Source organism: Rubripirellula obstinata, from assembly GCF_001642955.1.
GTDB classification, from domain to species: Bacteria; Planctomycetota; Planctomycetia; order Pirellulales; family Pirellulaceae; genus Rubripirellula; species Rubripirellula obstinata.
Window position 1 is genome coordinate 1 of the sequence record NZ_LWSK01000084.1, and the last position, 24,449, is coordinate 24,449.

13 protein-coding genes are annotated in these 24,449 nt (G+C 54.6%); 5 read left to right on the forward strand and 8 right to left on the reverse strand.

Annotated elements, in window-relative coordinates; translation table 11 throughout:
- Positions 1–100: 100 nt before the first annotated feature.
- The gene (locus tag RC85_RS17985; protein ID WP_157593960.1) at positions 101–2,959 is read right to left on the reverse strand and encodes a hypothetical protein; all 2,859 of its coding nucleotides are present in this window, start codon (positions 2,957–2,959) and stop codon (positions 101–103) included.
- Positions 2,960–3,474: 515 nt separating this feature from the next.
- Here RC85_RS17985 and secA point away from each other — a divergent pair.
- Together secA and RC85_RS17995 are read left to right on the forward strand one after the other, a co-directional pair.
- Positions 3,475–7,188, forward strand: a complete 3,714-nt coding sequence (gene secA / locus RC85_RS28965; protein ID WP_068265331.1) for a preprotein translocase subunit SecA — start codon at positions 3,475–3,477, stop codon at positions 7,186–7,188.
- Between the two features lie 246 nt (positions 7,189–7,434).
- A complete protein-coding gene (locus RC85_RS17995) occupies positions 7,435–8,748 on the forward strand; it encodes a 3-deoxy-D-manno-octulosonic acid transferase (protein ID WP_068265333.1) in 1,314 nt (437 codons plus the stop codon).
- A gap of 172 nt (positions 8,749–8,920) precedes the next feature.
- Here the strand turns inward: RC85_RS17995 and RC85_RS18000 are convergent, their stop codons facing one another.
- Both RC85_RS18000 and RC85_RS18005 read right to left on the reverse strand, forming a co-directional pair.
- Entirely contained in the window at positions 8,921–10,420 is a 1,500-nt protein-coding gene (locus RC85_RS18000) for a DUF1501 domain-containing protein (protein ID WP_084422800.1), read from the reverse strand.
- 8 nt (positions 10,421–10,428) lie between these two features.
- Complete coding sequence (locus RC85_RS18005) at positions 10,429–12,894, reverse strand: DUF1549 domain-containing protein (protein ID WP_068265335.1); 2,466 nt, start codon at positions 12,892–12,894, stop codon at positions 10,429–10,431.
- A gap of 505 nt (positions 12,895–13,399) precedes the next feature.
- Between RC85_RS18005 and RC85_RS18010 the strand changes: the two genes are divergently transcribed.
- Positions 13,400–13,891 (forward strand): hypothetical protein, encoded by a 492-nt coding sequence (locus RC85_RS18010; protein WP_084422801.1) that lies wholly within the window; start codon positions 13,400–13,402, stop codon positions 13,889–13,891.
- A gap of 108 nt (positions 13,892–13,999) precedes the next feature.
- Here RC85_RS18010 and RC85_RS18015 read toward each other — a convergent pair whose 3' ends face one another.
- From RC85_RS18015 to RC85_RS18035, 5 genes are all read right to left on the reverse strand, one after another.
- Positions 14,000–15,565, reverse strand: coding sequence for an Hsp70 family protein (locus RC85_RS18015; RefSeq protein WP_068265339.1), 1,566 nt, complete (start codon positions 15,563–15,565; stop codon positions 14,000–14,002).
- A complete protein-coding gene (locus tag RC85_RS18020; RefSeq protein ID WP_068265341.1) occupies positions 15,559–17,865 on the reverse strand; it encodes a hypothetical protein in 2,307 nt (768 codons plus the stop codon). Before RC85_RS18020 ends, RC85_RS18015 begins: the two co-directional genes overlap by 7 nt.
- A 252-nt stretch (positions 17,866–18,117) precedes the next feature.
- Positions 18,118–18,885: an SDR family NAD(P)-dependent oxidoreductase gene (locus RC85_RS18025; RefSeq protein ID WP_068265343.1), complete on the reverse strand. Its 768-nt coding sequence runs from the start codon at positions 18,883–18,885 to the stop codon at positions 18,118–18,120.
- A complete protein-coding gene (gene kduI / locus RC85_RS18030; RefSeq protein WP_068265345.1) occupies positions 18,885–19,712 on the reverse strand; it encodes a 5-dehydro-4-deoxy-D-glucuronate isomerase in 828 nt (275 codons plus the stop codon). The genes RC85_RS18025 and kduI overlap by 1 nt, the downstream gene beginning before the upstream one ends.
- 49 nt (positions 19,713–19,761) lie before the next feature.
- Positions 19,762–20,652, reverse strand: a complete 891-nt coding sequence (locus tag RC85_RS18035; protein WP_068265346.1) for a DUF4861 family protein — start codon at positions 20,650–20,652, stop codon at positions 19,762–19,764.
- Positions 20,653–20,923: 271 nt separating this feature from the next.
- Here RC85_RS18035 and RC85_RS18040 point away from each other — a divergent pair, with 271 nt between their 5' ends.
- Both RC85_RS18040 and RC85_RS18045 read left to right on the forward strand, forming a co-directional pair.
- Positions 20,924–22,138 (forward strand): glycoside hydrolase family 88/105 protein, encoded by a 1,215-nt coding sequence (locus RC85_RS18040; RefSeq protein ID WP_068265347.1) that lies wholly within the window; start codon positions 20,924–20,926, stop codon positions 22,136–22,138.
- 194 nt (positions 22,139–22,332) lie between these two features.
- The gene (locus tag RC85_RS18045; protein ID WP_068265348.1) at positions 22,333–24,069 is read left to right on the forward strand and encodes a DUF4153 domain-containing protein; all 1,737 of its coding nucleotides are present in this window, start codon (positions 22,333–22,335) and stop codon (positions 24,067–24,069) included.
- Positions 24,070–24,449 lie beyond the last annotated feature (380 nt).

Genomic DNA, 24,449 nt, shown 5'->3' on the forward strand with positions numbered 1-24,449 from the left:
GCGAGGCGGAGCGTTCCATCGAAGGTCACCAGTACGAAGCGATTCGCCCGACAACTGCAAATCAGCCGTCCAAACACGAACCTTCGCTCAGTCTCCCAGATTACCTATCGTGGCGCAATCGCCCTGGGGCTAGCAGCGGTTCGGCCGATGGATCCAGTGCAGAGTTCTGCAGGATGATTTTTGCTCGGGTGAATGATTCGCGTAGGCCGATGAAGGGCAGTTCTTGTGTTAGTTCTCGCAGCAGCATTGCCGACGATTCACCGCCCACTGCCCAACGTGAAATCAGGATGTCTCGGACGCTGGCGACTTGCAGGCCCGCCAACATCATGAACACGTCGTTGCCGTCGCCCATCTGGCCCTGATCGATCGGGCTTCGCATGCCCATCATCACCACCGACGACGGCGCAGCCGCTGGGAATCGAATCCATGCCCCCAGTGTTCCGTAGGGCGACGATCGATCGTAACCGGCAATGTTGGTTGCAAGCGGTTGTTTCAGGTTTGCGTTTTGCGTTGCAGCGATCACCAAATGCCCAACGCGCCCGCCAAGAAAACTGGATGGTGCATCGGAGGCTAGTGGCAAGCGAACGGGTTCTTTCATTCCGTCGATCATGCTTTGCTGCATTGATTCATCGATTTCTAATTCGCGAGGCGAGAAGAACCGTGCGCTGACGAAACCGATTGCTTCGTTGTCTGACTGCGGTGCGACAGGCTTGATTGCCAACCCGGGCGTCGCGGCATAGCGGACTGACATCTTTTCGCCCACCAAAGGTGACTTCGCATCGCCAACGGGCAAGATTTCCATCGGCAAATACCACAGCGGCCCATCGGGCACGACGATCAGGTTGTCAAAACCAGATTTTTCCAGCATCGATTCGTCGGGGATCAAACGCTGGCGAAGTGATACCGCGGCCTCTTTCCAATCATCGTTTTCGGGGATTCGCTTGCCACGCGTTTTGCCGACTCCAATCGCTTTAAGCAACCGTCCGATCTCGCCCGGTAATCGGCTCGCACCCGCGATATCCCACATCACGATTTTGCCGTTGCTGGCCAGCGAACCGTAGACGCGGTTGCCGACGGAAACAAAGGTCAGCAATCCGGTCCGCTCCGGCAAAGTTGAAGCGGGTTTTTCCGTATCAAGCGACGGAATCGTAATTTCGGGAAATTCGATTCGGTCCAGCGCCAAGGCTGTCGCTCTGGCTTCCATCGCTTCGACGGAAACCGGTGTCGGATTGTTTTCGTTGACTACCGACGCCAGTAATTCTTTCAGGGCTTGACCGCCATCATCACGAAAGGCGACCACATCTTTCGGCAATAGATCCGCGTCACGGCTGACGAGTGTTCGCACCTGAGAAACGCGACCGCCCAGGGGAAGCTGGTCCAGAAATCGGCCAGCCAGCATTTTGTCGCAAGCGATGATAAACGGTTCGGTGTATCCACCGGCGGCAGCCAATTCGACACGCGCAGTCCGCAGGAAAGATCGATCGGCCATGCAGGCAGACAATGCGTCCACAGGATCACGTCGCCAGATTTCAATGGGCGGCTCACTGCTGTAGGCGGCCAATAACGCGTCGCCGGTTTTGCCACCGACGGAACCACCCAGTGATGCCCGAATCAGGCCCATTTGAAACAGCCGCGGCATCGACACCAATGGGCGTTTTCGGGATCGATGGTTCATGGCAAAGTCACGCACGTTCGCGACGTTTTGATCGGTTTCGTTGGTGGTTGGCGAAGCGAGAGACAATCCGGCGCTGGCGGAAATTCGAGCAGCGACGTAGGCTCGGTAGGCATCCAGCCTTGGCACCAAAACGTCGCGGCGAGACGACAGGTCTCTGGCCTGTATCAAGAATGCCGATGCAGACTTCAAATCACCCGCCGTCACCGACGCGTCGGCGGCAGCGACCAGGCAGTGCAGTGACGCAAGTCGAGATTCACGGTTGGTTGCGACCGCTGCCATGCCCGCTGTCTTGGCAACGACGGCTGCGTTTTGAGTTGTCGCGCAACCGGCCGCCAACTGCATCGCCTCGCCGATCCATTCGGGTTGTTCCAGTGCGGCCGCCGTGTTCGCAGCGACGCTGGCAATGTCCAACACCGCGTTGACCTGATTCCCCGTCGCTGCCGTTTGAGCTTTCGACATCAGCGTGACCGCAGTCAGTGGATGCGCCGAACCACCCGGCAATGCTGACTTGATCGCATTCTCAAAAACACGTTTGTCTTCGATGCCGGCAAAATACTCCGACGCTCGCATCGCACCGATCAGGGTGCGGCCAAGCGGCACGACTCCGGTCGGGTACTTGGTCGCGTTTAGCAAACCGGTCGCCATCGGGTCGTCTTTGGCCAGCGGCCCCAAAATAATTCGCCTTCGGTGCGCGGCGACTGCGATCGTCCGCATGATCTCGGCGATATCGATGGGCCGGATCGATTGTTCCTGGATCGTTCCGCCTTGGGCCAGTCGTTGTTCAGTCAACAAATCGCCAGCCCGATACGGCATACGATCGGAAATTGGCATGACGTTGATCGCCGCAGCCGCGGGCCAAATCCAGGGTGGCTTGCTGCGTATGACGTTGCCTTGGATCGCAGATTCAAAACCGCTGCGTCCGAGCCAGCCGCGACTTCGAATCGCGATCTGAAACGCTTGGTCGATATATTGTTTGGATGTCTCGATGTCGCCTAGCAGCCAATAGCACTCGGCCAGCATCGCCAGCGGCGGAATCGCATCGACCCAGCGACCATTGATATCGCGGCGAGAATTTCGCAGAGCCATTTCCAGCACATCAACCGCCTGTTCCAGGTCGCCGGTGCGATAAATTTCTAGCCCAAGGTAATACTGCGGCGATGGATACTGGCCACCAGGTTCGCTGCCACCCAACTGCCCAATTCCACCGGGAATTCGTTGGAAGGGAGTCGGCTCAGGCTGATCAAATGGAGAATTCTGAGCCTTCAAACCTTGGCCTGATGACAAAACCAATCCGACAGCCAAAAATAAGGCTAACCAAGGTATTCGGCCGAAACGCGAATGACTTGGGGAGAGATGGGCAGCGCTGGTAAGACGTTGCATGGATCGAAGCTGACGCATCGAATCGCCGTGATGGAAAGAGGGCAAGCAGAAGAGAAGCAGTCGCACCGTATCGGCGAAGCTGTATGCCATGTTAGTAGGCCAAGCCGGAAACGTCGAATTCGCGGCGGAAGACCGACCAAAAGCTGACGAGAAACCCAGAGGAAACCCAGCAGAAGCTCAGCAGAAACCTAATAGAAACTCAGCGTAATCCGTCCTGAGACGTCAATCGCAGTTGACCCATTTTTCCTAAACCCGTAACTTTAGCCTTGAGAACGAGTTAGGGGTTTTGCGCGCCAAACGAAGCGGTCACGAGGACTTGCCGAGCGGTCAGGAAGACTAGCCAATCTCAATTGCACCCTTCAACGATCCGGCCACCAACACAGCGGCGGCCGTCAAATACACACAGTTACTCAATCATCATGCCAGTTCTTGAACAAATTTGGGACGCTCTGGGCGTCGTATTCGGCGGCTTATTTGGATCAGTCGAACGCGGCATCACGGCCGTATTCGGTTCCGCCAACGCTCGCCAAGTATCGAAGCTGCAAAATCGCGCCGAAGCGATCACCAAGCTCGAACCCAAATACGAAGCACTTAGCGACGAGGAGTTGCGAAACCAAACTGAAGTCCTGCGCGGGCGGCTGCGCGAAGGCGAAACTCTGGACGACATTTTGGAAGACGCCTTTGCGGTTTGCCGCGAAGGTGGCAAACGGTTCCTGGGCATGCGTCATTACGACGTGCAATTAATCGGTGGCATGGTGCTGCACTTTGGCAACATTGCTGAAATGGTGACCGGGGAAGGCAAGACTTTGGTCGCGACGTTGCCGGCTTACCTGAACGCGATCGAAGGCAAGGGCGTTCACGTCATTACCGTCAACGATTACTTGGCTCGTCGTGACATGGAATGGATGGCACCCATTTTCATGAATCTTGGATTGACGGTCAACGCGATCCAATCGGGCATGTCCACCGATGCCAAGCAAGCCGCTTATGCCTGTGACATCACTTACGGAACGAACAACGAATTTGGCTTTGATTACCTGCGTGACAACATGCGTCCGGCGGCAAAGAACGATGACCGCTTTCCCGCCGAAGTTCAACAATGCCAAGGCCCGCTCAACTACGCCATCATCGACGAAGTTGACAACATTCTGATTGACGAAGCTCGAACGCCGTTGATCATCAGCGGACCAGCCGACTTGGATCTGGGACGCTACAAAGAAGCCGACCGAGTCGCACGTCAATTGAAGAAGGAATTGCACTTCACCGTTGACGAAAAACAACACAACGTGACGTTGACCGACGAAGGCGTTCGCGAAGCTGAAAAACTCGCAGGCGTGGAAAGCTTCTACACCGCTGGCAACATGGAATGGCCGCACCTGATCGACAACTCGTTGAAGGCACACTTCCTGTACAAAATCGACGTCAACTACGTGATCAAAGATCGCGAAATTGTCATCGTTGATGAATTCACCGGACGGTTGATGGAAGGTCGCCAGTGGAGCGACGGATTGCATCAAGCGGTCGAGGCGAAAGAGGGCGTTCCGATCAAGCAGGAAACGCAAACCTTTGCGACCGCGTCGCTGCAGAACATTTTCAAGATGTACAAAAAGCTGTCGGGAATGACCGGGACGGCGATGACCGAATCAACCGAGTTTATGAAGATCTACGGGCTGGATGTGGTCGCGATTCCCACGCACCGACACATGCAGCGGATTGAATACGCGGATCAAATTTACCTGACCGAAAAGGACAAGTTTGCTGCGTTGGCCGATGAAGTCGAACGCGCCCACAAATGGGACGTGCTGAACCTAAAAGACGGCGAAGAACTCTGGGGCCTGATCGAAAAAGAAGACGACGAATCGGTGTCGATCGTTGCCAAGGGAGAGAAGCAGGCTGAATCGATTTCCAAGTCAACGATTGATTCGATCGAATACAAAGATCGACCTGTATTGATCGGAACAGTCAGTATCGAAAAGAGCGAACGGCTTTCTGAATTGTTGGAACGACGTGGCATCAAGCACGACGTTTTGAACGCGAAACAACACGGCCGCGAAGCCGACATCGTTTCGCAAGCCGGTCGTTTAGGCGCGGTCACGATCGCAACCAACATGGCTGGTCGTGGTACCGACATTATCCTGGGCGGTAATCCTGACACGATGGCCTGGGCACAACTGCAGCACGAATACCCGACGCGTTTGGAAGTGCCCGACGAAGTTTGGAACAAGCTGGTCGATGAGATCGATAAACGCGAAAACATGAGCGAAGAGGGCAAGGTCGTTCGCAAAATCGGTGGCCTGTATGTGCTGGGAACCGAGCGGCACGAATCACGCCGAATCGATTTGCAGCTTCGTGGTCGTTGTGGTCGTCAAGGCGATCCCGGTGGCAGCCGATTCTTCCTATCGCTCGAAGACGATTTGATGCGGATTTTCGCTGGCGATTTCGTCAAGAGCATGATGGAACGCTTGGGCATGAAGGAAGGTGATGCGATCGAATCACAAATGGTCAGCCGTCGGATCGCGGCCGCTCAAAAGAAGGTCGAAGAACGCAACTACGAAATCCGCAAGAGTCTGCTCGACTATGACGAAGTGATGGACGAGCAACGTAAGCGAGTTTACCGCTATCGCCAAAACTTGTTGGACGGTCACAGCAGCCGCAAGATGGTTCTGGAACTGATCCGTGGTCAACTGGACAAGTACGTCGAAACGTTCTTGGACCCACATTATGGTGTCGATTCCTTTGCAACATTCGCGGGCGGCAACCTCGGTTGCACGCTGGAACCGAAGGACTTCACCAACATGGATTTCGAGATGGCTGATTCCTACGCCAAGGATCAGGCCGAACGTGCGACCGAAGTAACCGTGGCCGAAATCGTCGAAGAAAATCTGCCCGAAGGCATGGAAGAGGAATGGAATTGGAAGGCGCTGGCAAACTGGTCAAACACCAATCTGGGCACCAATTACCAAGAACATCAGCTTCAAAACATGGATCGCGATGCCATGATCGACGAGCTGATTCAAAAATCACAGGAACGAATTAGCAAGGTTGATCTCAGCGAAGGCGAACCGACGCTCGACGCCGACTTTGGACTCAAGACGCTTTCGGCTTGGATGAAGCATAAGTTTGGTATTGAAACGACGCCAGAAGAGTTTCGCGATGTCGAAGATCGACGTCGCGTCACAGATTCCCTGTTCGCTCGCGCCGAAGAAGCTTACTTGGCCAAGGAAGCGGAATACCCAGTGCTGACCGGACTGTCGCGGTTCACTGAAAAGCAAGGCACTCAGGTTCAACTCGATCGCGAAGGTTTGGTCCAGTGGATCAATCGTCGCTTCGGTGTTCAGGTCAATGTGGATGACGTTCGTTTGAACCAGACTGAATTGAAAAGCCAACTGGTCGAATACAGCCGCGATACCGGCGGTGCTGCCGAACAGAAACAACAAGTCGCCCAGAACAAGCTGAGCGAATTGTTCGGCAAGGCGGATCCGAAGGTGACCGTCGCTGTCGCCAGTGGCGGAAACGGATCGCTGGACAGTTTTGCCGATTGGCTTGAAAGTGAACTGAATTACAAAGCCGTCAAGGAAGACTTGTCGCGGATGAATCGCGAAGAACTGGGACTGGCACTCGATGGTGCCGTCGATGACAAGTTCCACCCAGAAATGCGTCGCATGGAACGACAAGTGTTGCTGAACATCGTTGACGATGCTTGGAAGAATCACCTGCTGACGATGGACCATCTGCGCAGCAGTGTCGGGCTGAAGGGTTATGCCCAAATGGATCCCAAGGTCGAATACAAACGCGAAGGCATGAAGCTGTTTGAATCGATGTGGGAAGCGATCGGCGAACGAGTGACAGACCTGATCTTCCGCATGGAAACGCTGAATCAAGAGTTCATTCGCAGCACTTACATCGAAGGCGAAGAACAACGCGAAGAAGTCCAGTCGGCAATGAGTCAAGCTGCATCCGAGTCGCCCGCACAGAAAGCCGCCGCCGGATCGGCGCGTTCGACCGCCGGTGATGGCGAAGAGGCCCGCCCCGAACCCATTCGCAAGGACGGACCAAGAGTCGGACGCAATGACCCTTGCCCATGCGGCAGCGGCAAAAAGTACAAGCAATGCCACATGCGAAAAACGGTATAGTGGTCTGTCACAGCTTAATTTTAGGGTAGTGGATCTTGTTAAAGATCCTATCGCGAGAGGATCTTTAACAAGATCCACTACGGCACACCCTAATTCTTAGCTGAGACAAGCCACTAGAATCCGAATAATCAATCGTAGCTGATCCCGCCAGGGTTCAGTCGGGACTCAGCCGGTCGGCGGTCTGAACCCTGGCGGGATCAGCTACGTTGAAACGCTGCCATCACCCGCACAACGCAAAGGACTGCGATGTTCGCCAACTTTCTTTACGCCTGCCTATTAACGCTCGTTTCCCCAATCATCGCGTATCGGATGATTCGTTTTGGCCGCTACAAACGAGGCGTTGGCGAAAAGTTTCTGGGTTTGTCTTGCGATCGTGCGAACCAAATTCGTGGCGATAAAAAGGGCTGTCTTTGGATTCACGCCGTCAGCGTTGGTGAAGTCAATCTGCTGCCATCGTTGGTTGCCAAGCTAAAAGAACGCCGCCCCGATTTGGCCGTCGCGATCAGTACTTCGACCGACACCGGATATGACTTGGCGGTCAAGTCATTCGGCAAAGACAACGTCTTCTTTTTTCCGCTCGATTTCACCTGGGCAGTCTCACGCACACTGGCCAATTTGAAGCCAGAACAGTTGATCCTGACGGAGTTAGAACTGTGGCCCAACCTGGTTCGCTTGGCCACCGATCAAGGGTGCCCGGTGCGGATCATCAATGGACGGCTGAGCGAAAAGAGTGCCGCAAGCTACCAGCGTTTCGCCAAATTCATTCGACCGACCTTTGCCCGATTCGATTGGGTGGGCTGCCAAGACGAAGAAATCAAACAACGCTTTGAAGAGTGCGGCGTGCCCGCAAACCGCATGTCAGTGACCGGTTCGATCAAGTTCGATAACGCTCCGCACCGCCGTGACACCGAAACCGTGATGCGATTATCACAATGGTCCGGCATCGATCCTTGGCAACGCGTTTGGATTATGGGCAGCACGCAAGAAGGCGAGGAAGCAATCGCACTTTCGGTCTACCAACGCCTGACCGAACAGCAGCCAGAACTACGCTTAGTCATCGTTCCCCGACACGTCGAACGATTCGATGCCGTCGCTGATTTGATCAAGGCAAAAGGTTTCATCCCTCATCGTCGATCCAGTGATCCATCGCTGCACCGGCAAGGCTGGGAAGCCGAGCGAGTGATCTTGGTCGACACCATCGGCGAACTGCGAGATTGGTGGGGCGTCGGACCGATCGCAACCGTTGGTGGCAGCTTTGGAAGCCGCGGCGGACAAAACATGTTGGAACCAGCCGGTTACGGAAGCGCCGTCTCGTTCGGTCCCAACACAAAAAACTTCCGAGTGATCGCCGACGGGTTGATTGCCGCAGGCGGAGCAGTCCGCGTCGCCGATGAAGAAGAGCTGCACCACTTCGTCCGCCGCTGCTTAAACAACATTCCCGCCGCTGATTCGTTAGGAAGGTCCGCCCAAACAGTCGTCGAAAGCCATCGCGGTGCCACCAAGCGAACGCTGGATGCCTTGGTTGGAAAAGTGGCAACGATCAAGAATCGGGCAGCCTAGCGATAGGCGACGAACCAATGACCGCCCACCACGAATCCGGTCATACAGTCATCGGCTAGGTGGATCTGAAAAATATGGCATCAAGAGAATCGATGAATTTGATGTTGTTTCTCGGTTTCGGTGACCTGGAAAGCACTCTGCCAAAACCATCATGAAAGCTCTGCGGACGTGCTTAAGCGAATAACGCGTCGACGCTGCGGCCTTTGCCGTCGGCGGTGACGTAAAACGGACGGCCTTCGATCTGAAATCCCATTCGTGGGCTGATGCCCATCGCGGTCATGATCGTCGCGTGCAAATCTTCGATGCTGACCGGGTCTTCGATCGCCACCAACGGCCGCTGTGGTGCGGTTGCACCGTGGACGTGGCCTTGTTTCATTCCGCCACCGAACATCAGCACGCTGGATCCGCCGGTGAAGTGGCGGTGCAAACCGTAGTGTTTCATCTCACTGATTTCGTCCACCTTTTCAGTCGCTTGATCATTCGCATTGGATCCCGGTTTGCCTTCCATCAACGCGTCGCGACTGAATTCTGATGCGACGATTACTAAGGTGCGATCAAGCAGCTTGCGGTCTTCCAGGTCGTGAATCAATCGAGCGATCGGCTGGTCAATTTCAGCGTGCATGCGAGACATGGTCGCGTGACCGCCTGCGTGCGTGTCGAAGTTTAGGAATGGAACGTACTCGGTCGTGACTTCGACAAACCGGGCTCCCGATTCGACCAAGCGGCGAGCCAGCAAACAACCTTGTCCGAATCGGCTGGTGTTGTAGGCGTCGTAGCTTTCCTTCGGCTCAAGTGTAATGTCGAACGCCTCGCGGTCCTTGCTACTAAGCAATCGATACGCCGCGTCCATCGACCGCAGCAACGATTCCTGTTGATAGTCGCTCATCCGATCGCGATCAGGGCTAGCGTCGACGAGTCGGCGAAACAGTTTGTCACGATTGGCAAACCGCTGGGACTTCATTCCCTTGGGTGGTCGAACCGACACGGCGGCCTGGTCGGGGTACGGCAGATTCATTGGCCCAAACTCACTGCCAAAGAACCCGGCGGTGGTGAATGCTTTCAGTTCTTCGCTTTCGCCGACCCCTTCGAGTCGTTGTCCAATGTTGATGAACGCCGGCATGACTTCGTTGGGGGCACCGAGCACGCGTGACATCCAGGCACCAATGTGCGGAGCCGCGACGGTCTGTGGCGGAACGTATCCGGTGTGCCAATGATACTGGTGTCGCGAATGTAGGATGCTGCCCAAATCGGGTTGGACGTGCGACCGAATCAAGGTTCCACGGTCCATCACCGAAGCGATGTTTTCGAGCCCTTTGCAGATTTGCACTCCATCGACCGCCGTGTCGATTGCGGGGAATGTGCTGAGCATGTCTTTGACTGGCAGCCCCTTTTTGAACGGCAGATACAGCTTTGGATCAAACGTATCCGGCGCGGCCATGCCACCGGCCATCCACAACAAGATGCAAGCGTCGGCCGTTGGGCGGGGATGTTCGATGCTACCGAGTGAATCGGATTGCGAGGGGCTGGCGAGTATCTGTGGGGCTCCGGTGGCCATCGCCGCGGCACCAGCGGCCGATAGTGCCCGCAAGAAGTCGCGACGCACGATCGATTCGGGCGTTCGGGAATTACCGATGGAATCGGCGGCATCTTTTCGTTCTTTTTCAAAGTTCATCACTAGTCTCAGCGAATCAGAAAGAATTCAGGCAACATGCAGACGGCCCAGATCGCATCCTGGACCGCTGACTTATCGGGCCGATCGCCCAAAACGCCCATCAGCAATTCGCGTTCATGGTCGGTCGGTTGACGGGTTAACGTTGATCGGAACAGCTCGCCAATGATGTAGTCGGTGTCTCCATCGCTTTGCTCGATCAATCGGTCTGCACCCATCGCGAAGGCCTCAGCCAGCGACGACTCGTTGGCTAGGTCGATCGCTTCTAGCGTGGTCATCCGATCTGGACGCATCGACACAATCTGCTCTCGCATCGGACGTCCCAGTGATTTCATCAGCGCCGTGTTCTTGATCAACGACGCTCGGACCATCGGCAAGGCGTCGCCCATCGTGGACACTTCCGCCAATATCAGCCGGCAACGTTGGTTGACGACTTTCGCCCAAGCCGGCAACGTCGCAGCCACGGTAGCGGCTTGCCAGGGTCCGCGTATTCGACTCAGTTTGTTGTTCACTTGTTTGGGAGCATTCGGATTGAACTCCCACGTGTCGTCGGATTGAAAGACCAGCTTGGATTGATCCTCCAAGTTCAAATGAGCCTGAAAGAACAAGCCAGCCGCGTTGGGCGACTCTCCTTCATTCTTTACAACGACGACAATCGAGTTTTCGCCATTTTTCAGAGCTGAACGCAGATCCACCGCTTGGGGCTGAGTCCAGTCCTTGCTGCCGCTGACCCATTGTTTGTTGACGTACATTTCGTAAGCGTTGTCGCACGTGACCACGGCACCGCCGGCAACCACACCCGCGGGTAGCTTGATGGTCTTTCGCAGCACGACGGATTGTTGACCAGCAGCGGTGCCGTTTTCCAGCGGTCCCCAAATCCATTGGCCGGTGATTGCCGGTAGGTCGATTGGGTCAGAATTCTTTTCGCCCGAGTGTTGGCTCGCGCCTCGGATCACTGGGGCGTCGTACTTGGTTGGTGCAGCACCGGTCAGTTGCCAAACGTTGTCGATGAATTGTTCGGCCGTCATCCGTTTGCTGCGAGGTCCGCGGTAAACATAATCGTCGCCGACGCTCTGTTCGCTGGCGACCTCAGATTCCGATTGGTAGGCCGCGCTGGTGGCGATCAATCGCAACACGGACTTCAAGTCGTAGTCATTGTTGACCAATTCGACCGCCAAATAATCCAACAGATCTTCGTTCCAAGGTTCGCTCTGCATTGCGTCAAGCGGGTGAACAATTCCCCGGCCCATCAACTGGTACCACAAACGATTGACGATCGTGCGGGCGAAGCGTCCATTTTCGCGGTGCGTCATCAGGTCCGCGAGCTGTTGCAAACGCTGTTCTCGTGGTGCGTCGGGATCGACTCGTCCAAGTTCGGGAAACAACCAAGCCGCTTGTGAAGTTTCGCCGATCGGTTTGTCACAGCGATGCAATTCTAATGACTCGTCGGCATAGATCGCTGCCAGCCCGTACGCGTCCTTAAGTGTCCATCGATCGATAAAGCTGTCATGACAGGACGCGCACTTCATGTTGATGCCCAGGAAGGACTGCGAAATACTCTGCGAGAACTGGATGGGCAAAGTTTGTCCCGCGCTGACTTCGCCCCGCCACTTGATCCCATCGATGTACCCCTGGCTGGCTTTACTCGGCGGCGCGATCAGCTCTCGCACCATGACATCGAAGGGCTTGTTCGTTCGCAGCGAATCGTAAAGCCAATGGCTGATCTGTTGACGGCCGCCGGTGATGAAGCCTGTGCCGCTGTAGTCGTTCCGCAACAGGTCGTTGAAGAACGTCATCCAGTGGTCCGCGTATCCGATCTGGTCGTCCAACAACGTGTCGATCAGCTCGGACCGTTTCAACGGATTTTGATCGGCCAAGAACGTTTCAAGCCGTTCGCCGTTGGGTAACATTCCGATCAAATCCAACGAGACGCGACGCAAGAACGTCGCATCGTCAATCGAAGCGGGAAGCGGCAGACCAGTCTTGGCAAGATAGTCATCCAGAATCCGGTCGATCGGATGATCCCGCCCTTGGCTGGCTTCGGGTAGCTGGGGCGTGCGAGGACGTAGTGGCGGCTCGTAGGTGTCAATCGCAAAGGTATAGTCTGCATCCCACTGCATGCCATCTTCAATCCAACGTCGAACCAACGCGACCTCCTGATCGCTCATTCGAGGACGATCCGAGGGCGGCATTTGAACATCTGGATCGGTCGATGTAACCAATTCCAGCAGATAAGAATCCTCCGGTGAATCTAAATCGACGTATCCCGAATCAGCGACCATCGCACGGGTGTTGAGCGAGAAATCGCCTTCGGCTTCACGTCCGCCATGGCAGTGAACACAGTTGCGCTGCAACACCGGAACGATGTCATGAACAAAGTCGATCGACTCGGCCCGAACCGGCAGGCCAAACCCAAGGACCAAGGAACCCAAGCACGCAAAGAAACGAAGCGAGGAATAAATCAATGAAGAAGTCATGAACAAGATCGAATTTATTGGCGGGAGCGTTAGATCATCATTGATGATGTTTCATCTTAACCGATAACCACAACCATCTTCACCGAAAGCCAGTTAAATATTGCGGTCAATTGAGCGCCGGTCGGGCGGGGGGCAGACGACCAAACGCTGCGAACCGAATTTGGTCCCCGTACGTTCACCAGAGAAGGCTTTCTGAGAAGGCTTTCAGAGAAACCTTTCTGGCGGAAGTCTCTCTGGGGGCAGGCCTTGCGTTGGGTGTTCAGCGAGAAACCAAGTGAGTCAAGTCTTTATCTCACAGAACGATTCATACGAGGTTTATCTCAATAGGGTCTCCTCTACAGTTCAACCAGCTTGCATGATACAAGACTCAGGGCAACTCACTTTTTCAATCTGGGTTGAGCACTGAAATCCCAACCCGCAGCGTAAGCAAGGGATTTTTCCTGATACAAGACTGCTGTGTCTTGCGAGTGAAGTCAAGCGAATCAACAATGGCTCAGGAGTTGCGATGGATGACGAAACGCTTACCGCTTACCACGAATCGGGGCATGCTGTGATTGGGTATGCGCTGGGTGGGAAAGTTGACTCGATGCAACTTTGGGGCGAAGCGGATGACTATTTGCCTGAGCGGTTTGGGGATTGCCGCGTCAATTGGGGAAAGGTGTCCGGGAATACCGATTGGCAACGGCAACGCGAAATTATGACCATCCTGGCTGGGCCGGTTGCCGAAATGATTTATCGTGGCGAAAAATTGCATCCGGCAACTTACGGTCCATGGCAACACGATTGGCAAACCGCCGGCGCGATCGGTTTGGAAATCACTCGTGACCCAGTCAAATGCACTCGCTTGATGGAATCGATCATTGTCGAACTTCATCGTCACATGCAAAAGGAACCCTGCTGGCCCGCGATCGCATCACTGGCTGATGAACTGGCCGCACACGAAATGTTGGAAGAAGAGCAAGTGGCTGAAGTGCTTGGATTCTGGATGGCACGTTAGGCACGCGCGAGCGATCCCTGCCCGTAGCTGATCCCGCCAGGGTTCAGTTGAGTTTGATCTGATCGTAGCTGAACCCTGGCGGGATCAGCTACGAAGGACATCAATTTCTTAGTCGTTCAAGCCCAGTGCATCGAACACGTCTTGCATCTTGTCGCGATCGTCGCCGGACAAACCGGCGGCGCGATCGATCGTCATTTCGGTTCGTTGGCCCGTGGTTGGCAAGATGGCTTCGATGTGGATCAGGCCGTCCAAGTCATAGCGAAACGCAACATCGACTGGTGTGCCAGCGGCCAAGTGCGGCGGCAAGTGATCGATCACGCAGCGACCAATTTTTGTGCCACCCAAACCGGTCGTATTGCCGCCTTCGACCACCTCGACAACAACGCTGGGCTGGTTGTCGCGGATGGTGTGAAAGCGAGTGATCTGTGATGCAGGCAACGTCGTGTTTCGAGCGATCATCACGTGGCCGACGCGGCGGCCCGTTTTCTGTTCAGTCGCCAACACGCTTAGGTTGTGAGCGTTGACGTCGGTGATGCTGGGGAAATCTAGCCCGTCTTCGGTGTCGGTGCTTTCCAACAAGGTTGACGCATAGATCGCGGCACCGTGCGCAACGACTTCATCGGCCGACACCGACGCATCAGGATCGATGCCGGATTCTCGTTTTAACATTTCAGGCACCATCGGCATTCGCGTCGATCCGCCGACCAGCAAGATGCGATCGAGTTCAATCCATTCCAACTTGGATTCTTTGATCACTTTGTTGACGGTAAAGCGAGTTCGATCGAGCAGGTGAGCTGTCATCTCATCGAATGCCTCACGGGTAATCTCGGTGTCGATCGTTTTACCCTGGAAAGACAGTCGCACCTTCGCTTTCTTTCGTGCCGAAAGCGACTGTTTCAATTCTTCCGCTTCCTTTCGCAAGAATTCAATTCCGAGTTCGCTTTGGGAGGGTTTGATGGAATGCTTGACGCTAAATTGGGCGTCGATCCATCGGGCCAAGCACTTGTCCCAGTCGATTCCACCCAGGCGAGAGTTTCCGTCGGTCGCCAAAACGCGAATCTTTTTTCCCTCGACTTCCACCACGGAAACATCAAACGTGCCGCCGCCCAGATCGTAAACCAACACGGTTTGCTTTCCGACGATACGACTGACGCGATCCACACCAAACGCGATCGCCGCCGCGGTGGGTTCATTGATAACGGCGCGAACATCCAGACCGGCAAACTTGCCAGCGTCCAACGTTGCCCGTCGTTTGGGTTCGTTGAAGTAAGCAGGAACCGTCACCACTGCCTTGGTGACTTCGCAGCCTAATTTAACACCCGCATCACGTCTCAGTTTCCCCAGCACAAACGACTGAATCATTTCCGGTGGATACGTTTGCCCGTTAATCGTTTTGGAATAAGTCGGGTTGCCCATTTCTCGCTTGGCGTGCAAAGCGACCAACTGCGGCGTCACGGTCAACGCCTTGATCGCTTCCTTGCCAACGGTGACCCCACCGTCCTCGAACAGAACCGCCGATGGCGTGATCAAGTCACCTTCACTGTTGGGCAGCGTTTTGACGTCGCCTTTAAAATCAACGTAAGCAACGGCACTGCGAGTTGTGCCCAAATCGATGCCAACGATTGGGTCGGTGATGGTGACTGTGTTTTTCGAGTTATTGGGTTGAGTTACCATTTTATGTCCGCCTGAATTGACCGATCTTCACCTGCATTTTGCATGTACAGCGTCACCCAACTGCGTCCATCCCAGGTTTTGGGGGCCCAGCGAGTCAGGTCGATTTCGTACTCGGCCGACTTGCCGATGTCCGTGATTATTTCCGGTTTGCCACCCGTTCCCCAAGCAGGCAAATCCGTGAATGATCGTCCGGGACTGATTCCAAGTCCCAAAAAGACTCGCTTGGTGTAGCCACCGGGCGTGCGGTAATCGATCAGGAAACCGGTCTTGGAGAACTCATCAATCACCATCATTTCTTCATGCGAAGCAGCTCCGTCGACTTGGATGGTTTTGACGGATTTCAATTCGACACCCACCGCGGCTTCGCCGATACCGCCCGACCGATTGCCCATTCCAACGGTGAACTTATTACGACGATGTTTGGCAAAATCGCTCTTCGAAGCACTCGACTGATAAACACGATACGCCAACACTTCGCCACTGGCGTCCTCGATTTCTGAAGCTGCTGGATCGATCGTTTCCGAATCGGTTTGCGTACCCAGCCATTCTTTTGCCTTTGCAATTTTCACTTCGGCGGTTCGTTTGAGTAAACCTTCCGAAGACTCCGCCGCCATTTCGTAGAACGTCAGGGCATGCCGCACCACTTGCATTCGATCCTCCGGGGCCTCAATCTTCTCGCTGGCATCATCCCAGGCGCTAGCGACGTCGATCGGGGACGCTTCGTCGGTCTGGAAAGCAAGCTGCGTCTTCGCGGCTGCCGCAAGTGATTCGTTGGCTGATTCAGCGAGGTAGTGAATGGCTTCTTCCCAATCACCGCGAACGAAGGCAAGGTATTTGCCGACGGTATCGTTGGCTTTGCTGTCTGGTTTTTCCGCTAGTTGCATAATCGCATTCTTGAAATCCCGATGACGCTGGCCTTCGACGACTGCGCGATCACGAACCGCTTTGGCGTTTTCAACTTGTGAAAAGTCCAGTCGATCGCCGAAAGTCTGTAACAAGAACACGATGGTGTCGGTGGCAACGACGTGCCGATTACGATCACAACATTGCTGAGCAAATTGAATGGACGTCTCGTAGAAATCGCCCAAGCTTGATGGTGTGACTTTTGCCGAAGCTTCTTTCAGCGATTCCAGCTTCAATGATTCGGCATCCACGTCGTCGTAAAACGTCGCAAAGTTGTCAGCGATTGCCATCGCCGAGTTGAAACGTCCTTGGCCCGCGAAGATGTCTCGCGAGACCTGCCATAACGCAAACCGTCCCACTGGATCGTCGGTGGTCAGTTCGCCATCACGATGCATTTGCTTGGCGAGTTCAATGCGTTGTTCGCCGGACTTGGCGTTGACGTATTGATCGCGATAAAGATCGCGAACGAGTGTCATTTTCTCAGCGAGCGAAGCTTTGTCGGGGGTTGGTGCCTTTTCGGCTGACTGGACCGGCTGATCGGCAACCGTTTCGGTGCCAGGTTCTTGTTCCGAATTCGTGTCGTGAAGCAGGTCCGCCAAGCTGCGTCTGGGTTTGGGAGTTGGCTTGGGTGCTGGTGTCGATTGGCTTGCCGGTTCGCTGTCGTCGGTGCTGGATTGAATCGGCGTTGGGGCGACCGATTCTTCGGGCTGAACGATTTCGCTAGCGTCATGTTCCTGCATCGCAGCCGCAGCCGCAGTCGAAGACGTGGTTTGCGGCCGAGTCGCTGGCGATGGAGACGGTGATGGTGATGGTGGAACCATGCGCCCAGGCGTCGCGGCCTTGGTGGGCACTGATTGATTGCTGGCCGACTGACCAGGCACAAATTTTGACCAGTCCAGTATTAAACGGCCTTGCTGGATGCCCAGGACCAGCGTCAGCAAAACCACAATTCCGCAAATCGCCGTGACCGTGCTCCAAGGTGATTTGCGTTTTGGCTTCGTCCGATAATTCTGCCGCGGCCGACTTACGGATACGGGCTTCTCAGGTTCGGACACGTCAATGATCGGGATCGCCGCGTCAGTTTCGCCACCGGACGGACTTTCAGCGGACGGACTTTCAGCGGGCTGTTGGTTGCGATTCAAAGAATCATCGTAAGCTTTCTTCTTCGCAGGGTTCAGCAAACACAACCGGGCGATCGAAACCTGATTGGAAATTTCCTCGGCAGCTTCCGCGTGTTCGTCGCTGGTCAGTTGATGCAAGAACGTCAACTGTTTGTCGGCTGCCGCATCGATAACATCAGCATCGGATTCAAACAGATCAATGCCTAGCAACCGGTAATGGTTTGGCGGCTGCTGGTCCGGTGGAATTCCAAGCCACTTGTGCAGCGGATCGAACATAGATCGGAGGGGAAATGGCGGTGGGCGGCACCGCGAAATAAAGCATTCGCGGACAGTTTGTGTGGACTTCGGATTGTAACCGAAACGAAAACAAACCGCACCGCGAACAATTTTCGCTTTCCGTTGGAAGCTGTTTTGAAACAGCCTGCCCGAAGCTGATCCCGCCAGGGTTCAGTCGAGCTTGATCTGATTGTGGACTGAACTGATCGTGGACTGAACCCTGGCGGGATCAGCTACGGTTGAAGCAGTCTCTTAGCGTCCCATCCATCCCCCATCGACGACCATGGTGTGTCCGGACATGTAATCGGACGCTGGCGATGCCAAGAAGACGGCGGGCCCTTTAAAATCATCGGGATCACCCCAGCGACCGGCTGGAATACGTCCCAGGATCGCTTTGCTGCGTTCGGGATCGTCCTGCAACGCTTGCGTGTTGTCGGTGGCGATGTAACCCGGCGCGATTGCGTTGACGTTGACGCCTTTGCCAGCCCATTCGTTGGACAACGCCATCGTCAATTGCCCGATACCACCTTTGCTGGCGGCGTAGCCCGGAACGGTGATTCCGCCTTGGAAGGTCAACAGTGATGCGGTGAAAATGATCTTTCCGCTGCCACGCTCGATCATGCGTTTTCCAAGTTCACGCGAAAGCACAAACTGAGCGCTCAGGTTCACTTCGATCACGGTGTCCCAGTACTCGTCGCTGTGCTCAGCCGCGGGGGCACGCATGATCGTTCCGGCATTATTGACCAGAATGTCAATCTGTGGAAAGTCGCTGGTCACTTTTGCGATGAAAGCATGCATCGCTTTGCGGTCGGCGAAATCACATGCGTAGCCCTGGAAATTCCGACCGATCGCCTTGACTTCTTTTTCAACTGCACTGCCTTCGGTTTCCAGCGTCGCACTGACACCGATGACGTCTGCGCCGGCTTCGGCTAGTGCAATCGCCATCGCTTTACCGATGCCGCGTTTGCATCCGGTCACCAGTGCAACCTTACCGTCGAGTCTGAATTGATCCTTTGCCATTACTTCAAATCCTTGATCGCGATGTGATCCATGTCATCGAAACGTTGGTTCTCGCCACCCATTCCCCAGCAAAACGTGTACGCCTTGGTGCCGCATCCGCAGTGGATCGACCACATCGGTGAAATGACCGCCTGTTCGTTCGCCATCGCGATGTGCCGAGTTTCATCGCCGGGGCCCATGAAGTGGAACACCTTCGATGCGTCATCGAGCCCAAAGTACATGTAGACTTCGGTCCGTCGCTCGTGAGTATGACAGGGCATCGTGTTCCAGACGCTGCCGGGTTGCAGGGCGGTAAAGCCCATTACCAGTTGGCAACTCTTGATGCCGTTTTCGTGAATGTATTGGTAGATCGTTCGCTTGTTCGCGTCTTCGACCGTGCCTAATTCCAACGCGTTGGCGTCCGCTTTCTTGGCATGAGTGGTTGGATAGTCGGCGTGTGCCGGATAGCTGAGCAGGTAAAACCGTGCGGGGGCGTCGGCATTGGCACTTTGAAATGAAATCGCCTTGCTTCCGCGGCCAATGTAGAGCCCGTCAAGATTCTCCATCGCATATTCGACGTCGTCCACGGTGACCGAACCAGTCCCGCCGATGTTCAGCACGCCGACTTCACGACGTTGGCAGAAGTAATCCGCCGCAAGTTCTTCGCCTGCTTCCAAAACCAGCGGAGCCGACGTGGGCACGGCGGCACCGACGACTCCACGTTCGACTTCGCAGTAAAGCAGATTCAGTTTTCCAGTTTCGAAGATGTCTATCATGAATGCATCACGCAGTTCTTGCGTGTTCATTCGTTGGTATTCATTTTTGCCAATGGTGTATCGAACGTCCAAAACGATGGTTCCTATTTAGTTGGTGTTTGATTGTGTTATCGCTGAAAGCTTATTTGCTGCTTGCAAATTCAGTTAGGTAATTGTGCCATTCATCATCGGTCTTGATCTCGCCCGCTTTTTCCCAGCCGTAACCAGCATGATATTTCAACTGCCCGTTTTCATCAGTCTTGGTGATCAACAACGCATGGCTTTCCAAGTCTACTTTTGATTTCAGCATTTTGAATTCAACGATCTTGTCGGGATCGATCACCACGCCGACGCCAAGGTCCGACCCGTCAATCGTTTCCCAAATCGACATCCAGCCGCTATCGAGATCCTTGGACACAGCATCGTGCGAGTGATGCTGGACCAGACCGATTGCGATTGGAAGGTCAGCGGCAAGTTCTCCGTTCTTGCGGAACGTTGACTGCGATTCAAACAAACGCTCGCCCATTCGAATCGTAATTTGTTTTTCTTCTTGATACTGATCGCCTGCATGTTCCCATTGATAGGAAAGTACAAACACGGATTCCTGGGGTTCATTCTTGACGATCTTCCAGTCGGTAAAGACATCCGACGCGACCATCTTGCCATCGATCCACAACGCCAAACCGCCGCAGCCGCGTGACGCGCCCACTTTGTACGGATCGTATCCCTCGCCGTGATCTTTGTGATAGGTCTTGCCTTGGGAAGCTTCCCTGTACCACTTGTCGATGATTGGGTAGTCCACTCGTTTGAGCCAGCAATCAAAACCGCTGTCTTCGGGCTTCGCACGCAACGCAGGACCGTAGGCACGAAATGCAATTTTGTCATTTTCCCAAGCGAAGTCATCCGATCGCTCGGGAACAAAACGGCATCCGGTGCGAGGTTCCGCGATAACCGCTTCTTCACCGATCGCTCGAATCGGTACGCTGGCGGCGACCACCAACAGTGCCAAGCATGCAAGGAAAGCTCTGATCATTTCTAACCCTTATTCTCAATGTTGAAGCAACGTTTCATCGTGACGCGAATCCACGCGACGTGATTCGATTGTATCGTAGCTAGACTTACCAGCGATACCATATTGCGAAGCTCGGGCCGAACAAATGGCGAGGGAGCAAATTTTGAGTTGTCGGTCACGCAGATTGGTGAGTGCGAAAACGCACGGCGACGTGAATTTTGGTTATCTTCAGGGTATGTTAAGTCCATCACAGACCCCATGTTCCTACAACGTTTCTACCGAGTTCCCAACTATGCTACAGAAACCCCTAGCCGCCGCGCTGCTAACTGCGTGCATCTTCGCGTTCCCCCAGACCAGTTCTGCTGCGCCGCCAGAGCCAACGCCGGAATCAGTAAAGGCGCTCACGAAAAAAGTTGCTGACTGGCAAATCGAAACGTTTGATGATCACCGCCAATATCGCGCGTTGCCGATTAAGCAAAGAGAAAGATGGAGTGCCAAGGGAAGCTATCACGATTTGATGTGGCAGATGGCGGCGCTCTACATCGGCATGAAGCAATGGAGCGACGTTTCTGGCGATCCTCAATACGCCGATTGGTTGAACACGATCGGTGAACGCAACGATTGGAATCTGCATTCACGTCCCTATCACGCTGACGATCATGCCGTTGGGCAAGTCTATTTGAAATTGCATCAAGAGTCCGGCGATCCAGCGATGCTGAAACCGACTCAGGATCATTTCGACTGGATTCTTGCGAACCCAAAAACCGGATCATTGAAATGGGGTCGGGGTACTGATTGCCATGATCGTTGGGGATGGTGCGATGCGTTGTTTATGGCTCCGCCAGTTTGGGCTCGATTGGCTAAGATCACTGGTGACCAAAAGTACCTTGACTTTATGGACCAAGAATTCCACGCGACCTATGACTTGTTGTGGGACAAAGAGGAGCATTTGTTCTGGCGAGATTCCAGCTACTTCAAACGACGCGAAGACAATGGCAAAAAGTTCTTCTGGGCGCGTGGCAATGGCTGGGTTCTCGGTGGGTTGGCGTTGATGATTCCGGATCTGCCAAAGGACTGGGAAGGTCGTCAGTTTTATGTGGACCTTTACAAACAGATGGCAGAAAGCATCAAAGAAATTCAGCGAGAAGACGGCACCTGGAGCATGGGACTTCTTGGCGGGCAGGAAGCTTATCCGATGAAAGAAACCAGCGGCAGTTCGTTCTTCACCTTCGGTCTTGCCTGGGGCATCAACAACGGATTGCTGGATCGTGATCAGTATGGACCGACCGTTGTCAAAGGCTGGCAGGCGCTCAGCGAATGTGTGACGCCCGAAGGCATGCTGGTTTACGTGCAACCAGTCGGTGCCGCACCCGGCGATTCGTACCCGGATAAGTCCGAAGTTTTCGGCGTCGGTGCGTTCTTAGCTGCCGGTGCAGAGGTCTACAAAATGGTCGGCGGAACGATACCGGCTGAAACAGAAACCCGTCAAAAGGCGACCGCCGAGTAGCCGCGTGGGCTGAGGATGGGAATCGATGTAGGCCGTGTGGAGCTTTGCGACACACGGCATTGATCCTGAAGCCGTGTGTCGCAAAGCTCCACACGGCCTACGTTTGATCGCCACCCGATGAACCAGTTCGTACCGCGGTTCGTAGTTGTTTCTGTCTCACTGAGACGAACACGGCTCAAACGCGGTAGGGTAGCATGGCGGATGATCAGGAACCCGACGACGACAAAATCACCCCGCCGCCAATTGAGGAGGCAAATGCTGCTGAGCAGGCAAATGCTGCTGAGCAGGCAAATGCTGCTGAGCAGGCTAAACCTTCTGAGCAGGTCAATCCTGCCGAGCAGGCGAAACAGCGTGCTCCGCAGGTGGTCTCATCTGGACGCCAGAGCAAAGCGGCGGCCAAACCAGCCGTCGCCAGCGATCCTGTAACAACATCAGAAATTGTAGCCGTCGTTGCTTGGACGGCGCTCGCGGACCTGTTGATCTTTCGGTCGTTGGGTTTCTGTGGTCCGGCGATTTTCTTCGCGTTGGTCCCGCCAATCTTTTCGATCCTGCAGCCCAAACTTGTACGCAAGCACTTTGCGGGCTTAGTGATCGGTTTACTGGTGATCGTCGTCAGCAGGCTGATCTGGCAGGGATCTTCATTAGCCATTTTTTCTGCAGTCACGCTGGTGGTCGGGCTGGCCATGTCGGCGGCCGGGGCAACGCCTTTGGTTATCGAAGGTGCGTCGATGGCCGCACGATGCGCGATTGACGGAGCCGCCCGGTTGAGCGAATACAGTTTGCCGCGGCGTGTTCATCGGTCGGCACAAACGCACAGCAATTCGTTGGCGTTGTTGATCCCAGCCGCCGCATTGATTGTCTTTGGCAGTATCTTTGTGTTTGCGAATCCGAATCTGTTTTCTTGGGTATCGAGCGAATTGACTTGGGTATCCAACATCGTGCTGAACTGGGTGAAAGGTATTTCAATTTTTGAGTTACCGTTTTGCTTGGCCGCTTTGTTGATTGGCACCGGGCTGATGCGACCGTCGCGGCCATTGCCGCACGTCGGACCAACGGGAAGCAAGCTTGAAATCATCGCCGGCCAAGAAAATTCAACGTGGTATCCCGCTTTTCGCAACACGTTGGTCACGTTGATTGGTTTATTTGCAGCGTACCTGATTTTTGAATTCGCGACGCTTTGGACACGCGATTTTCCCGTCGGGTTTTACTACGCCGGCTACGCTCATCAGGGTGCCGCTTGGCTGACCTTTGCTCTGGCACTCGCCACAGCTCTGCTTTCAATGATCTTTCGCCAATCGATGCTTCGCGATCCCAGACTTGATCGCGTGCGGAACCTCGCGTGGATTTGGTCGGGACTAAATCTGTTGTTAGCCGTTGCCGTTTACAATCGATTGATGATCTATGTCGGGTACAACGGCATGACGCGAATGCGAACAATCGGTTTCTTCGGCATTACTTTGGTGGTGATCGGATTTGTGTTGGTGTTGTACAAGATCGCGAAGAGCCGCAGCTTTTGGTGGCTGATCCGAGGACAGTTGATTGCTCTGTTGCTTGCCGTGGTTACGTACAGCGTCTTTCCGGTTGACTACATCACGCAGCGTTACAATGTGTCGCGAATCCAGTCAGGCTACTTGCATCCGTCCGTCATGATCGCGGTCAAGCCGATCAGCGACGAAGGATTTTTTCCGCTACTTAACCTGACAAAAACTGACGACCCGATCATACGCGAAGGGACGAAAGCGTTGCTTGCGCAGCGACAAGAGAAGCTGCAAACAAAACCGCAAGGTCATTGGACAGAGTTCCAAGGTTCAAGAAGCCGCCTGATCAATGCCTTGAATCGTCAACAATCGGATTGGGAAAAGTATAAAAATCGGTCCGCGCGCGACGCTGCGATCAAGCGTTTCCAGGACTACGCGATGCAGTGGTATTAGGTTGATTGCCGATTCCGGGTGACCGCCACCTCGTAGGCCGTGTGCAGCTCTGCGACACACGGCATCGATGCTGAACGCCGTGTGTCGCAGAGCTCCACACGGCCTACGTTTGATCGCCACCCGATGAACCAGTTCGTACCGCGGTTGTTAGTTGTTTCTGTCTCACTGAGACGAACACGGCTCAATCGCGGTAGGGTAGCATGCAACGCCGTGGCGAGTTTTGGTCGCGGAAAACACGTGTTTGGAACGTACGACTTTTTATAGTCGCCTTTCGCTCGGGACGTCGCATCAGTTACTGCGCAATAGGCCCGGAGGGCCGGCAGCTCCCTGCCGGGTGCGCGAGCACCCGGATGGCTGCCCCACATCAATTCTCTGGCTCG